Source organism: Novosphingobium tardum (assembly GCF_042652045.1).
Lineage (GTDB): Bacteria > Pseudomonadota > Alphaproteobacteria > Sphingomonadales > Sphingomonadaceae > Novosphingobium > Novosphingobium tardum.
This window is the reverse complement of record NZ_JBHSDR010000008.1, coordinates 1-13,911: the sequence shown is the minus strand read 5'-3', so window position 1 is coordinate 13,911 and position 13,911 is coordinate 1. Positions and strand designations below refer to the sequence as shown.

Genomic DNA, 13,911 nt, shown 5'->3' with positions numbered 1-13,911 from the left:
GCCACACCGATTTCGCGTAGCTTGCAGACGAGCGTCAGGACAAGGAGTTAGTTGTCCTTCCGAGCGATGGTTCAGCGTATCGGCTTGTGCGTGTCTATCCCGGTCGACTGGTCTGTAGCGGGCGGCGGCGGCGGGCCTCCCACATCGCGATATGACGGCAAGTCTGCAGCATTCGCCGGAATTGGGTGCGCTTCCAGGCGCGCGATTGCCCGCTTCATCTCAGCGATCTCGCGAATTTGCGCGTCGATGATGCCGTCGGCGAGCTTGCGGACACGAGGATCGCGGATATGTGCGCGTTCGCTTGTCATGATGGCGATCGAGTGATGCGGGATCATCGCTTTCATGTATGCGACGTCATCGACCGTCTCCTGGCTCCTGATGAGCCAGAGAGTGGCGGCGAAGACTGCCAGGGCCGTTCCGGCAATGGCGAGGTTTGTGCGCCGGCTGGGATACATGCCGCCCATGAACGCCAGCATGACCAACGCCATGACCGCGCCCATCAGCAGCGCCATCCACATGCGAGTCTGGCTGAACCAGAGGTGGCTTGTCGCGTAGGTGTTCAAATACATCAGTGGGAACATCACCATCGTCGAAACGGCAATCATTGCGAAGAAACGCGAGTAACTCATCTTCCCCATCGGGCACCTCGATCGACTTGTGTGAGGCTGCCGTCAGGACGGCTTGGCGCAATGCACATCGTTTGGTGAAGCGGGCGGCCCTGGTGATGGTTCCGGCCCACGGACCATTTCTGGATTGCGACTGCCGGCCCGCGGGAACGTTTTCGTCGCCAGCGGCCTTCGCTCGAGAGTTGCGTAATTAGGCCGGATCGGCCGATGCCCACCGCTCTGCGATCATAACTCTTTCAATGCGGAAAGCAGCTGATCGAGATCGAATGGTTTCTGCAATATCGTAACGCCTTGGTCGGCGGCGTTCCTTATCGAGGCCGTGTCGGCAAGGCCGCTCACGAAATAATAGGGAGGTCCGGGTGTCTTGCCGCGATCTGCTGCGCAAGCATGGTTCCCAGCCTTGGTAAGTCGGGGCAGAAGATAGATGATCGCAAGCCCGCCTGCGACCATCGCATCTGTTTGCCAGGTCACGCCGATGAATTGCGTCAGTTGCGCAATGAAGATCAGGATCGCCAGCGGGTTCACGAATCCGGTGATGACCCACCGAGCCTCACCGCGTCAGTATCATACGGAGCCGAACGGTCACGAATAGCCGTTGGCGGAGACGGAGTCCGCTCTAGCGGGGTCTAGAGAAGTCCAAAGACCGCTAAAATTACTTCGTTGATTCAATCACCTATTCCTCTTTCCGGTTTACAGCCGTCCAATACGTGCTACTAAAATCTGCGATCTTATGTGGGACAGCATGAGGGATTCAAGGCATGGCGAAGAAGGCGAAGGAACTGTCGGCGCTGGCGGTGCAGCGATTGAAGGAACCAGGGCGATATGCCGTCGGCGGCGTTGACGGATTGCACCTTCGCATTGTCGGCGACAGCCGGGCATGGGTTCTTCGTATCAAGATCGGCAACCGCCGATGCGATATCGGACTTGGGCCGTATCCCGAAGTCTCGCTTGCCGACGCTCGCGACGCTGCCCGCGATCATCGGAAGAAGGTTCGCGACGGCATCGACCCGCTTCAGGAACGCCAGCAGGCCCGCGCCGCATTGCGCGTCGAACGGGCGAAGTCGAAGACGTTCAAGGATTGCGCCGAAGCCTATGTTGAAGCCCACAAGGCCGGGTGGAAGAACGACAAGCATGTCAAGCAATGGAGCGCGACGCTCGAAACGTATGCCTATCCGAAGCTTGGGGCATTGCCGGTTGCAGCGATCGACACGGGGTTAATTCAGGACGTACTTCGTCCAATTTGGGGCGTGAAAACCGAAACCGCCAGTCGCCTTCGCGGTCGGATCGAAAGCGTATTGGATTGGGCGAAGGTCAACGGATATCGCGAAGGTGAAAACCCGGCGCGCTGGCGCGGGCACTTGGACAAGCTGTTACCCGCCCGAAACAAGGTCCAAAAGGTCGAACACCATGCGGCGTTGCCATACGCCGAAGTCGGCGCATTCATGGCCGATCTTCGAAAGCGTGACGGCATATCGGCGCGTGCGCTCGAATTCAGCGTACTATGCGCGTCACGATCCGGCGAAGTCCGCAACGCGACTTGGGCCGAATTCGATCTTGTGGGCAAGGTATGGACCGTCCCCGGCGATCGCATGAAGGCGGGCAAGGAACATCGCATTCCTCTGTCCGACGCCGCCGTTGCGCTCCTGAAGGCCCTGCCGCGCGTCAAGGGAAGCGATTACGTCTTCCCGGCGCCACGGGGCGGCGTTCTGTCCGACATGGCCCTTACGGCGGTCCTGAAGCGCATGGAGCGCGGCGATCTAACGCAGCACGGCTTCCGATCGACGTTCCGCGATTGGGCAGGCGAAACGACCGCATATCCGCGCGAAGTGATCGAACACGCATTGGCGCATCAACTGAAGGATAAAGCGGAAGCGGCGTATCAGCGAGGCGACCTGTTGACGAAGCGGGCGCGTCTAATGTCGGATTGGACGAAATATTGCTCGCAACCGCCGAATTCAGGGGAAAACTTATTCAAATTAAATTCGAATAAGAAAAACGCCTAGTTCGTATAACGACATAAACCTTTAATCAATATTTGACGTATTTGGGAGCGCTGAATTACCCCGGCGGCGTTCTTAGATGTAATGGGGTATAACTATGACTTATCTTTTGCGGCTCCCGAATGTCATGGGGGCAACCGGCCTGTCTCGCGCGGGCGTCTATTCCTACGTTAGCAAGGGCCTTCTTCCGAAGGCGGTCAAGATTGGCGAACGCGCTTCAGCTTGGCCCGAATCCGAAATCGCGGCGATCAATGCGGCTCGGATCGCGGGCAAGTCCGATGACGACATTCGGCGACTAGTGGCGGACCTTGAAAGCCAACGCGGCGTTTCGGCGTAGTTCGCCCCGACGGACGGCTCCAATGTTCTTCGACCCTCCCTCTCTTGCTGAGGAGCAAGAGAAGATGCGCGCCCTTCTCAAATACGTCGAGCCGCGCACCCAAGACGATGTTCGCATGGTCGCTGCCGCGCTCAAATGCTCAGGCGACAAGTACGAAAGCGTGTTCGCCGATTGGGCGAAACCCTATGGTCGCTTCAAGGCGAAGCAACTTTGGTCGAAGGCACGACCAGACCCCGACGCGCTTGAAGAAGCCGCCGAACGTCAAATGCTCGCTGAGAAGCGGCGCAATCGCTTCCAGCCGCTATCAGCGGCGGAAATCTGTAGCATGGCGCCTCAGGAATACCGGCTGAAGCCGATTCTCCCAACCCAGGGCATTGCCGTCGTCTATGGTGCCTCCGGCTCCGGGAAATCGTTCGTCGCAATGGCTATGGCGGGGGCGATAGCAACTGGCGAACCGTTCTTCGGATACGTCACCAGCTTCGCGCATGTCCTGTACGTCGTTCTAGAGGGCGAAGCGGGCATTCAATCGCGCGTGCGCGCTTGGCAGCGCGAGTATGGGCGAGAAGTGCCGGACGACATTCGCTTCCTGGTTCAACCGTTCAAATTGACCGATCAAGCCGACGTATCGGACTTGGCCGCAATATGCCCGCCGAAGTCCGTCGTATTCATCGACACTCTAAACCGCGCCGCGCCTGGTTCCGACGAAAACAGTTCCAAGGACATGGGACTGATTATCGAAGGCGCGAAGGCGCTCCAACAGGCAACCGGCGGGCTTGTCGTCCTAATTGCCCACACTGGCAAAGACCCGGCCAAGGGGATTCGTGGGCATTCGAGTTTGTTCGCAGCGATCGACGCGGCGATCCTTGTTTCGCGCGAAGGTGACGCGCGACGGTGGAAGATCGACAAGGCGAAGGATGGTCGGGACGGTGATGAACACCCTTTCCGACTGAAGGTCGTCGAGGTCGGCGAAGATGCGGACGGCGATGCAATTACGTCTTGCGTCATAACGCCCGACGCTTCGGCAGTCGCGCATTTGAAACCGCTGACCGGCAATCGCCAAGTGGCAATGGCAACGTTGCACGAAGCGGCGAGCAGCAACGGCGCTTTGAACGAAGTCGGCGAGTTTGTCGGCGTCCCCACTGGGGCATGGCGAGCCGCCTTCTATCGTCAGCGCCCGAACGCAACCGAAGACGCGAACCGGAAGGCGTTCGATCGTGCGCGTGGCGATTTGGTCGGCTTGGGCCTGGTGCGCGTGACGAATGACCTATGTCAGTTCGACGGTCCAACCGCTGCCGCCACGAACGGCGTTGTCGCCGCCGTACTTGCCAGACAGGCGGACAAGACAGGGACATTGGCGTGACATGTCCCTTTCGTTCGATCTTCGCCGTTTGGGACAGGACAGGACACCCCCCTTTAGGGGTGTCCCATGTCCAACGCGCGAATGGCACCGGCGGACGCATCTTCCGCCTGCTTTACTTAGAGCCTGTGGGAATCTTGAAGGTTCTTTCTACTCCATCCCACATTCTGACCCACTTGCAATGGTCTGATATGCCTCGAAATGCATCCCGCCCCATTTCGCCAAAGTTGCCACAGACATTGGCAGGCATCCGATTCTGCCTTGGTGCGGAGATGAACTTGATGGATCGCTATGCGACAGCGCTCATTCAAATCTGCGCCAGAAGGAATGGGAGCCTGGCCGAACTCCTACTTGCTGCGGGCATTCTCGCGTCTTGGACCTATCAGCGCATGCTCAAGCGCAAGCTCAGGGTAAAGCGCCGCGCCGTCGATTGGATGCCAAACGACCGAGTGCGACTTGGCCTCGAGATCATGCATGCAGCGATTCAATCTGAAGAATGGGCTGACTGTATCCGCTCGAAATTTGACGAGGCTTCGGCCTGCTGTACCCAAGGAAGATTTCTGGATCGCAATCGGGAGAAGCTGCCATGGCTTGGATGATCCCCAAAACTGGTCCTGATGCTGAGAGCGATTCTGGCAGCCCAGCAGGATCCCCAGGCGATCATGGCTCAGGAGTAGATCTTTCGCATCGAGACTCAAAAGGCCGTTTTTTGGCGGGCAATATCGGTGGTGGACGCAGGAAGGGGAATCGCAACCGGCTAACTGAGACATTATTAGCTACGATCGAAGCCGATTTTGCAGAGCACGGCCCCAATGTACTGGCCAAGCTGCGAGAAGATGATCCAGCAAGCTATTTGCGGATTGTTGCCTCTCTCGTCCCCCGTGATCTTGTTTTAAAGCGAGAACAAGAGCCCGATTTTTCCGACATGTCGGATGGTGAAATTGCTCAGATGTATGGGCGCGCTCATAGGAACGCAGTCATTAGGAAAGGGTTGGAGGACTTGTCTTAGTAGCCAAGCTGTGCGTTTGCCTAAAGAAGATCAATTTTGCACCTGAAACCCAATGTGGGCTTCCTTGAGTGAGCATTTCGTAACAAATGATTGGCTTATTCCTGACCTCTCAGGCGGCGAGCCCGATAACGCGATCGCAGGGAGAATGAAGTTGGCGAGTCCACCTCTCGGCATCTACGACAGCTTCACTGAAAAAGGGCTCTTTTGGCTACCAAACAAGCGGGAAGATGAGGTTCCCGGCACACTCAGCTACGATTCCGAAAACGGCGCGGTGCTCAAACTGCTGGGCATCTTCGGCGAGCTGCACGAGGCATTCGGTCGAGCATTGGGTGGCGCCCGTGACAATCATGGGGCAGTTATTCACGGTGTTACCATGAAGGGCAAGCCGATCAGCTTGCTGCACGCGCATGACACCAATCGGCAACTCAATATGCCGGGCATCCCCAACGAGACCTGGAAAAGCAATCTGCTGGTTATCGGCGCGCATCTCACCAGCGCTGATGAGGAAGCGATCTTCTCCAAATCCTATTTCCGATTCGACGAGATCGAGACCTGGCTCGAGCACAGTCCGTTCACCGATGTGCTCAATACCGAAGCCAAGACTTTAACCGTCCATGCGGCGAAGCCGCGCGAAGTGGCCTTCGCATCGCATGCCGATTTCGAGGTGAGCTCGGTCGGGAGCCTCTATTCCGACAACAAGCAGGCAACGCGTTTCGTGATCGACGTCACGAGCCAGATGGCGATCACACCGCATGAGCCAAAGTCGCTCAACTGGCACCTCAACCGGGCAAGGCGGCTTCAAGAACTGGCCTCACTGTGCACCGGTCATTTCTTGCCGCTCACCTACTTCGAGCTGCGCGGACCCGACGTCGAGCTTGGCGGCGGCGGGACGCGTCCGGCGGAAGTCCATTTCTATGCGCAGATGATCCATGGCGAGGGGCGGGCCGAAACCCAATCGAAGCAGCGTACGCCGATCGTCACCGGCCCCGAGCTCAACCGTTTCAATCCACAGGCGATGCAGTTGTGGTTCGACCAGTTCGAGGCGTTCGACCCGGCGTTACGCCTGTTTTTCACGATCACCGGCGCCCGGCATATGTTCACGAACATCCGGCTGCTGCTCGCGATCCAGGCGCTCGAAGTGTTCCACCGCCGGACCAGCGATGAAGCCATCATGGCTGAGGAGAAGTTCACTGAATTCACAGAGGCAATGGTGGCGGCAATCCCGCCCGACACCGAGGCCGACATGCATGAAAAGCTCGAATCCCTCTATCGCTACGCCAATGAGCCGAGCCTCAAGCAACGCCTGCGTTCAATCGTAGCGTCGCTGACAGCGGCTTTTGGCGAGACGCCGTGCGGCTTCAACAGCAGATACCTGCGCAAGCTAGTCGACACGCGCAACTACTATACCCATTTTTCCGAGGAGTTGAGTGCGCGTACCTTCGATGGCGAGGGCATGTACTGGGCGACGCGGCGCATCGTCCTCTTGTTGACCCTCCTGTTCCTTCAACGCCTCGGGATCCCGGCCGACGACATCAAGCCCCTGTTGAAACGTCACAATGAGTTCTCGCAGCTCTGGGCGAAGTCGGATCGGCCGCGATGACGCGCGCGAGGTCAGTTGAGCCACGATCCAGCGCGGCGCCGTGTCTTTTCAAGCAAGCGGGCATGGCCGAACATGGCTAAGGGCGGCCGCCGGCGCCGCTTCGAGGCGCAGCGCGACAAGCATCGTCGGGCACGCGCGGCGGCCGAACCCGCAACGCCACCGCGCGACGAGGCAGACATCCTCGCTGAGCTGCGCCAGCTGTGCTGGACGCCCGGATTCGCCCATGTGGTCGCCCAAGTCATTGTCCGCGACAATTTCGTTTTCTACCAGGAAGAGATGAAGCCGGAGGATATGGCTCATCTCTTCGGCTTCAAGCGGCTGATCCGGACCGAGGTCGCGACGCTAATCGGATACATGATTCAGGGCGGGATCGAGGCCTTCGATCTCTTACCCGATGATCCATCTGCGCTTCTGGCGAAGGTGGAGGCCTTGCTCGAAGAACTGCATCGCCGGCTAAGCTGGCCTATGTTCGGAGCTGGCAAAGAGAATTTTGTCGCCGCCCACGAGCTGGTCGAAACGCTTCGCGAACCGATCTTCTACGGCGGCGAATCCGCGTTCAATTTCCAGTATCGCGACTTCGCCGTCGAAAAATTCCAGGCCGACAATCCCTGGCTTGAGGCCAATTGCGGCTTCACGATCGAGGACGCCGCGGCGATCGTCGACGCGTGCCTCGCGCTCACCGAAGAACAGGTGACCGCGCGATGGAAGATGGCAGATCGCGACGACCCGTCGACTTGGTCGCTTCTCCCTGGCTTCATCGTCTCGAAAGCCGATCTGGTCGCGCGCAGCAGCGTAGCCGAGGAAAAGGCTGGTGCCGTCATCGCGGCATTCTCGACCCCGCTCGGCGACAACGCAGAGTTTGTAGCGCTCAACGACTATAATCGCGCCGTCTCGGCGCCGCTGATCGCGCTCGGCGAAGACCGCTACGCAGTCCTGCAACATTATGCGCCGGTCGAGGCGCTCTACGAAGCGCCAATGTACTGGATGTTCAAGGACAAGGCGTATCGGGCGACAGCGGCAACACATCGGGGCGACTTCACCGAGGCGTTTACGCATCAGCGGCTGATCGATGTCTTCGGAGCGGCTAACGTTCATCGCGGTCTCAATCTCGACCGCGCGAAGGGCGACCGGATCGGTGAGATCGACATTCTTGTCGAATTCGGCGGTCGGCTGCTGCTGGTTCAGGCCAAGTCGAAGCGCCTGACGATTGAGGCGCGGCGGGGTAACGAGCGCATTTTGCGCAGCGACTTCAAGCGGGCTGTGCAGGACGCCTATGACCAGGCCCAGATCTGCGCCGAGGCGCTGTTCGATCCGAGCACGTCAATCACGCGTGCAGACGGCATGGCCGTGACGCTTCAGCATCCACCGCAGAAAATCTACCCGATCTGCCTTGTCTCCGACCATTATCCCTCGCTGGTTTTCCAGACCGATCGCTTTCTCGAAAAGCGAGACATCGACCGCGTCGCCCAGCCGATCGTCACGGACATTTTCGCTCTCGACGCCATTTCCGAACTTCTCGATCGCCCGTTGCGGTTTCTCGGTTACTGCGAGCTGCGCGACCGGTTCGTCGACCGGCTTATCTATTCCCACGAACTGGTCCTGCTCGCCTGCCATGTCCGTCAAAATCTTTGGATCAGCGATGATTTCTGCGGGATGATGCTCGACGACAGCATCACCGGCACGATTGAGATCGCCATGCTGGCCAGGCGGCGCGGCATCGCCGGGGAGAAGACACCGAAGGGGCCACTCACGGCCTTTGCCGGAACCGCGTTCGACGGCATGCTCAAACGCATCGAGGAGCGCCCCGAGCCGCCCCTCATTGACTTGGCGCTCTACATGCTCGAAGCAAGCGGTACCTCGATTAAGGCCTATAATGAGGGCGTCGGTCTGATCACGGCCCAGACGCTCGCCGACTTGCGGCTGCATGATTTCAGCTTCGCGATGGGCGGCGAAGGGTTGACCGTCCATAGTAGCTACGAGCCGCCCCAGCAGGTTCGCGACCGGCTGGAAGCCCATCTCGAAGCGCGCAAATATGCCTGCAAGGCTGACCGCTGGTTCGGACTGTTCGTAGATCCGGCAGACGGCCTGCCTTTGGTCGGCTTCTCACTTGCATTTCCATGGAAATATGACCCGCTGCGCGCGGAGCTCGCGCGCGATTTGCCGCTGGCAAATGCCCGGTCGCGCCTTCCGAAAACACTGGAGGGGTTTCAGCCCTCCAAAGCGCAGCGCAAGATCGGCCGCAACGATCCCTGTTTTTGCGGAAGCGGACGCAAGTACAAGAAGTGCTGCCGAATGTGATTGCGCACTCGCGTTGAACCAAGGGTAGGTTTGAATGGACTTAACTGAGCCAGCGAATGTCAGCGACGTCGGCGCCATTGGTCGTTGCGGCTTATATCCGCTTGTTGTCGTTTGCCATAGGCGGAGTCCAGGATCACTCTGCAGAATAGCTAGGAAGGCTCGCTGCGCCAAAATTCTAGACGCTCCCGAAGTCCAGAATCGCATTCGATCCGCGTCTCCGGCGACTGCACCAATGATTCAGCGTCCAATGAAAGCTCTGCCCAAACCTCAAGGGGAACGCGGACGAGAATGAGTGAGATTTGGGCGTCATGGCATTCAGCAATTACCAGCCGAACCAGCCTGGCGCATTCACTCGGCGCTTCGTTCCAAAGATCGACACAAAGCGGGTCGGGTGTTGCCGGCAAGGGAAGAATGGTTGTCAGTCCCAGCGCTATCTCTTTCATCGAAGCCATCATTGAACCCCTGTGGCAACATCGAAGTCTCTGATTGATGGTCCACCGCCTTCCTGGGAAGTGTGGCGAATCTCTGCAAGGCAGTAGGCCGTTTTGAAAAACTTCGAGTGATGTGAGCTTGCCCTTTGCGATAGCGAACTTTGCGCGTCCATTCATATCATCGTCCGCCTCTTTGATGCAGAGGCACATTGAAAGGTGCCATTTACGAACGAGCCATTGCATGTGGGGTGAAATGTGGGATGAAACATATTCGGAAGTAAATATAGCATTATATCAGATGGATATTTATATTTGTGGCGGAGCTACACTCCGCCAGGGCATTCTCAATCAAGGTTCAACTGAGGGCGCCTCTCGCATTCCGAAGAGCTAAACGCCAACCCGGGAAGAGCCGATCAAATGCTTGTGGACTCGGCAAATCCTTAATCTACACAATAGGACCTCTCAATCAGGGGCTGGACTGCGGCAATGAGTGAAGGCGGATTTCGCGAGTGGCTTGAGAAAAACTACAAGCCGAACACCGTCAGCACCAAGATATTCGAATTCCGTCAGCTTCAGGCTGCATATGGTGACCTGGATGAACTGTATGATGAGGATCGCTTAGACGGTGTTATGCGAACCTTGCAGTACACGGCCCAGGACGCAGCTGCTGGAAAACCCAATCCTTCGCACCTCAACCTGAAAAACGATTTACTCAGAGACCTGAGCAATTACCGGACGACAATCAACTACATCAGAAATTATCGAGAGGGAAAGTCGAGGCTAACGAGTGAGGGTGTCGTGTCGATCACATCCGACCAAGTCAAGTTGCTCAGGAGATCCCGCCGAAAGTCTCGGTATAGCGATCTGGATGCAGAGGAATTGTCTGCATACCAGAGCGTCCATTTCGCACTCGGCACATTGGCGAAAGCAACAATCGAAGGGCTTGGTTCGGATGATTATGAGTATCGCCTAACCTCGGGGTATCATCTCAAGAGCGGGGTAAGAGGGGCGATACCAAAGGACCTCTGGTTCGGTGTTTTCGCAAAGGAGAATGCCAATCCGTTCGTGGGCAGCCCACAGCTGTTCATGATTGTGTCGGAGCGAGGAATCGAGTTTGGCTTTGCCCCTTCGACACACCCGAGCGGGTTCTCAAACAGCGATATTAGATCAGCTGTTCGCGGCGCCGCACCCAGGATTTTTGATCTATTACCTGCTCCTGATAGTCCTTTTGCAGCCCAACTTGCTGCACGTCTCGATGCGGCAGGGGGCTGGCATTGCTGCACCAAAACCCGCCAAACCCCTAACCAGAGCGACTTCGCAAACTTGCAAGATTGGCTGGCATTTTTGAGGTCAGACCGAGGCAAAGCGGAAGCGGGCGGCGCTGTCTCACGCTATCTAACCGAGGATCAGGTGGATGCCGCGAATTTGCTGGCCGAGGTGACAGAAATGGCTGAGATCTTCCGCCCCCTCATGGGAATGGTCCGAGCCGGAGGAGTTGCGAAATTGGCTCAGCCCACCCCCCAAATTGACCGTGCCTCCAGAGCGTTTGCCGAGCGCCTTGAAAATTTGATCCTTGAGTTCGACAGTGCTCGTGAGGGGCCCTTCGGTGTTGTGAAGCCACTCTGGGAAGCAGCGAGCAATCTTCGAGAATGGCTGAGTGCTTGCCCCCCAATCCAAGATCGACCTTACTTGAGCGTCGGCTGGAGTGCCGGAAAAGGCGTTTGGGCACGTGTCCCGTGGATTTCGATCCTGAATAAAAACATTACCTCTTCGACCCAAGAGGGCGTTTATTGCGTCTTCCTAATCTCGCAGGACTTAAAGACCGTCTATCTTACGCTCGCCCAGGGCGTGACGCAGATCATAGACCAGAATGGACCGACTGACGGCGCGCGGATCCTGCAAGAGCTAGCTGCCGAATTTCGCTCGAAAGCTGGTGAGCTTGATGCGCATGGCTTCACGCTTGGAAACGACTTGGACTTAAAGTGCGACGGCAGACTAGCAACAAACTACGAACGAGGAACTGTCGCTTACATGAAGCTAAACGCTGATGATCTCCCCGACGACGGTTCGATCACGGCCGCACTGGAGGCGCTGCTCCAGACTTACGACACGATTGCTGAGCAGGAAGCAGTGGAAGAAGTCTTCGAGCCGGGCCCGCTTGATGGGCCTGTCGCTCATGAACCCTACACTTTGGTTGATGCGATGGATGGTCTGTTCATGCCTCGGGCGGAGTTTGAAAGAATTCTCACAATCTGGCGCCAAAAGAAGAATGTCATCCTTCAAGGTGCCCCAGGGGTAGGCAAGACATTCGTTGCCAGGCGTTTGGCCTACGCACTACTTGAAGCGCGCGACCGCAAACGCGTTGAGACGGTCCAGTTCCATCAATCCTACGGCTATGAGGATTTCGTCCAGGGATACAGGCCGAATGGTACCGGAGGCTTCGACCTGCGCGACGGAATTTTTTATGATTTCTGCAACCGTGCGCGCAAAGATCCTGAACGACCCTACGTCTTCATCATTGACGAGATCAACCGCGGGAACCTTTCCAAGATTTTTGGCGAGCTAATGTTGCTCATTGAGGCTGACAAGCGGTCAGCAGAATGGGCCGCAAAACTATCGTATGCGGAAAAAGGCCAGGAGCCATTTTTCGTGCCTGCCAATGTTCACATCATCGGCATGATGAACACCGCTGATCGCTCTCTATCGCTGGTCGATTACGCTCTGCGCCGGCGCTTCAGCTTCCTGACCCTCGATCCACAGTTTGATAGTCCGAAATTTGTTGAAGCTTTGTCCAATGCTGGTGTGGATCAGCCCGTCATTTCTCACATTGCTGACCGCATGCGTGATCTCAATCAAGCCATATCCGAAGACACGCTGAACTTGGGACGTGGGTTTAGGATCGGTCACAGCTTCTTCGTGCCCACCGGTGAGATTAGCGATCCCCGCACCTGGTCAAACCTAGTGGTCGAAACCGAAATCCGACCGCTTCTAGAGGAGTACTGGATCGACGATGATGAGAAGGTGGAGCAGGCGTGTGAACGGTTGCGGTTGAACGCGACGTGACGATACCGATCCAAAATCTCTATTACATTTTCTGCTACGCTTGGTCCCATTTTCCGGCGGGCGCGCAGGTCGATGTGGGGATCGACGACTGCCCAGATTTAGCCAATCTTTTCGCCAGATTGCTGCTCGACAACACCCACCGGTTGATACGCCGAGGATTAGACCGTGGTTACCTAGAGCAGGTCGAAGAGCTCAAAGCCCCGAGAGGGCGTATGCTAATCGATCGGATGATCAAGGAGCAATCCCTGCGTCGGGGTGCGGCGATCTGCAGTTTTGACGAGCTTCGCCACGATGTTCTACACAATCAGATCATCAAGGCGACCGCTCGATCTTTGATGTCAGTCGAGAGTATATCGAAACGACAGCATGAGGGTCTGGCCCTGTTGCTCCGTCAACTTTCTCTAGTCAGCGATATCAGGCTTACGGGGTCATCATTTCGTAGAGTTCAATTATCACGCGATCGGCACCTCTACGGCTTGCTGATGCGCCTTTGTGAGTTCGTCTTCTATTCGCTCTTGCCCGACGAAAATGGCGCAAGTTCAAAATTCGCAGACATCCTCAAGGACGAGGTTCGAATGTCGACCGTCTTCGAGGAATTTTTGCGGAATTTCTACGCTCACGAGCAGTCTGACTTTAGGGTAAAACGCGACAATATGACATGGGATGCCGATGCGTTGACACCCGGAGCCGGTGCGATCCTTCCCACGATGGAAACAGATATCTCGCTTACCTCTAGCGAGCGGACGATCGTGATTGACGCAAAGTATTACAAGGAAACTCTAGTTGGACGGCCCGGTTTTCCTAAACGATTGCGTTCGACGCACCTCTATCAGTTGTTCACATATCTCCATCACGCAACCCTTCGCTATCCCGGCACCCTGGTGGACGGCGCATTAGTCTACCCTGCAGTGGGCACCTCAATTTCTGTCGACTATCAGGTCTCAAATCACAGGTTGCGTGTGGTGGCAATTGATCTCAATCGCGCTTGGAAGGAGATCCATGATGACCTGCTGGGCATAATCGATCGAGATTTTGCGCCGCTGCCCAGTGACCTTTTGGCCGATGCCCACTGACCCTCTCTTTTTCTTTGAAGAGCCTGGGACTGAAACGATCAGAGTCCCTGACGTGACCCCCTGATTTTCCTCCAAGCTTGATTAGAGTCTGGCCTGAAGGAAGGACAGACGATGAAG

General features: G+C 56.9%; 11 protein-coding genes and 1 pseudogene. 9 read left to right on the top strand and 3 right to left on the bottom strand.

Features of this window, described 5'->3' with window-relative positions; all coding sequences use genetic code 11:
- Positions 1 to 71: 71 nt before the first annotated feature.
- Positions 72 to 638: a DUF305 domain-containing protein gene (locus ACFO0A_RS14110; protein WP_379539683.1), complete on the bottom strand. Its 567-nt coding sequence runs from the start codon at positions 636 to 638 to the stop codon at positions 72 to 74.
- Between the two features lie 384 nt (positions 639 to 1,022).
- Positions 1,023 to 1,175: pseudogene (locus ACFO0A_RS14105) on the bottom strand (sodium-independent anion transporter); the annotation flags it as partial.
- Between the two features lie 209 nt (positions 1,176 to 1,384).
- On the opposite strand from ACFO0A_RS14105, the gene ACFO0A_RS14100 reads away from it, so the two are divergent.
- The 7 genes from ACFO0A_RS14100 (at position 1,385) to ACFO0A_RS14070 (ending at position 9,227) form a co-directional block, all read left to right on the top strand.
- Positions 1,385 to 2,629, top strand: a complete 1,245-nt coding sequence (locus tag ACFO0A_RS14100; RefSeq protein WP_379539681.1) for a tyrosine-type recombinase/integrase — start codon at positions 1,385 to 1,387, stop codon at positions 2,627 to 2,629.
- A gap of 94 nt (positions 2,630 to 2,723) precedes the next feature.
- Positions 2,724 to 2,963 carry a helix-turn-helix transcriptional regulator gene (locus tag ACFO0A_RS14095; RefSeq protein ID WP_379539679.1) on the top strand — a complete coding sequence of 80 codons (240 nt, stop codon included), beginning with the start codon at positions 2,724 to 2,726 and terminating at the stop codon, positions 2,961 to 2,963.
- Positions 2,964 to 2,985: 22 nt separating this feature from the next.
- Positions 2,986 to 4,323: an AAA family ATPase gene (locus tag ACFO0A_RS14090; protein ID WP_379539678.1), complete on the top strand. Its 1,338-nt coding sequence runs from the start codon at positions 2,986 to 2,988 to the stop codon at positions 4,321 to 4,323.
- Between the two features lie 278 nt (positions 4,324 to 4,601).
- Positions 4,602 to 4,919 (top strand): hypothetical protein, encoded by a 318-nt coding sequence (locus ACFO0A_RS14085; RefSeq protein ID WP_379539676.1) that lies wholly within the window; start codon positions 4,602 to 4,604, stop codon positions 4,917 to 4,919.
- On the top strand, positions 4,907 to 5,329 hold the full coding sequence (locus ACFO0A_RS14080) for a hypothetical protein (RefSeq protein ID WP_379539674.1): 423 nt from the start codon (positions 4,907 to 4,909) through the stop codon (positions 5,327 to 5,329). Before ACFO0A_RS14085 ends, ACFO0A_RS14080 begins: the two co-directional genes overlap by 13 nt.
- A 52-nt stretch (positions 5,330 to 5,381) precedes the next feature.
- On the top strand, positions 5,382 to 6,929 hold the full coding sequence (locus tag ACFO0A_RS14075) for an ApeA N-terminal domain 1-containing protein (protein ID WP_379539673.1): 1,548 nt from the start codon (positions 5,382 to 5,384) through the stop codon (positions 6,927 to 6,929).
- 72 nt (positions 6,930 to 7,001) lie between these two features.
- A complete protein-coding gene (locus ACFO0A_RS14070) occupies positions 7,002 to 9,227 on the top strand; it encodes a YecA family protein (protein ID WP_379539672.1) in 2,226 nt (741 codons plus the stop codon).
- Between the two features lie 149 nt (positions 9,228 to 9,376).
- Here the strand turns inward: ACFO0A_RS14070 and ACFO0A_RS14065 are convergent, their stop codons facing one another.
- Positions 9,377 to 9,682: a hypothetical protein gene (locus ACFO0A_RS14065; RefSeq protein ID WP_379539671.1), complete on the bottom strand. Its 306-nt coding sequence runs from the start codon at positions 9,680 to 9,682 to the stop codon at positions 9,377 to 9,379.
- Positions 9,683 to 10,144: 462 nt separating this feature from the next.
- On the opposite strand from ACFO0A_RS14065, the gene ACFO0A_RS14060 reads away from it, so the two are divergent.
- Both ACFO0A_RS14060 and ACFO0A_RS14055 read left to right on the top strand, forming a co-directional pair.
- Complete coding sequence (locus tag ACFO0A_RS14060; RefSeq protein ID WP_465263013.1) at positions 10,145 to 12,721, top strand: MrcB family domain-containing protein; 2,577 nt, start codon at positions 10,145 to 10,147, stop codon at positions 12,719 to 12,721.
- Positions 12,718 to 13,794 (top strand): 5-methylcytosine restriction system specificity protein McrC, encoded by a 1,077-nt coding sequence (locus tag ACFO0A_RS14055; RefSeq protein WP_379539670.1) that lies wholly within the window; start codon positions 12,718 to 12,720, stop codon positions 13,792 to 13,794. The genes ACFO0A_RS14060 and ACFO0A_RS14055 overlap by 4 nt, the downstream gene beginning before the upstream one ends.
- Positions 13,795 to 13,911 lie beyond the last annotated feature (117 nt).

What these genes read in the sequence shown, in the direction of transcription:
- ACFO0A_RS14075 (WP_379539673.1), top strand. Translation starts at nt 5,382, where the DNA reads ATGTGGGCTTCCTTGAGTGAGCATTTCGTAACAAATGATTGGCTTATT.
- ACFO0A_RS14060 (WP_465263013.1), top strand. Translation starts at nt 10,145, where the DNA reads ATGAGTGAAGGCGGATTTCGCGAGTGGCTTGAGAAAAACTACAAGCCG.
- ACFO0A_RS14065 (WP_379539671.1), bottom strand. Translation starts at nt 9,682, where the DNA reads ATGATGGCTTCGATGAAAGAGATAGCGCTGGGACTGACAACCATTCTT.
- ACFO0A_RS14070 (WP_379539672.1), top strand. Translation starts at nt 7,002, where the DNA reads ATGGCTAAGGGCGGCCGCCGGCGCCGCTTCGAGGCGCAGCGCGACAAG.
- ACFO0A_RS14100 (WP_379539681.1), top strand. Translation starts at nt 1,385, where the DNA reads ATGGCGAAGAAGGCGAAGGAACTGTCGGCGCTGGCGGTGCAGCGATTG.
- ACFO0A_RS14090 (WP_379539678.1), top strand. Translation starts at nt 2,986, where the DNA reads ATGTTCTTCGACCCTCCCTCTCTTGCTGAGGAGCAAGAGAAGATGCGC.
- ACFO0A_RS14085 (WP_379539676.1), top strand. Translation starts at nt 4,602, where the DNA reads ATGGATCGCTATGCGACAGCGCTCATTCAAATCTGCGCCAGAAGGAAT.
- ACFO0A_RS14095 (WP_379539679.1), top strand. Translation starts at nt 2,724, where the DNA reads ATGACTTATCTTTTGCGGCTCCCGAATGTCATGGGGGCAACCGGCCTG.
- ACFO0A_RS14110 (WP_379539683.1), bottom strand. Translation starts at nt 638, where the DNA reads ATGGGGAAGATGAGTTACTCGCGTTTCTTCGCAATGATTGCCGTTTCG.
- ACFO0A_RS14080 (WP_379539674.1), top strand. Translation starts at nt 4,907, where the DNA reads ATGGCTTGGATGATCCCCAAAACTGGTCCTGATGCTGAGAGCGATTCT.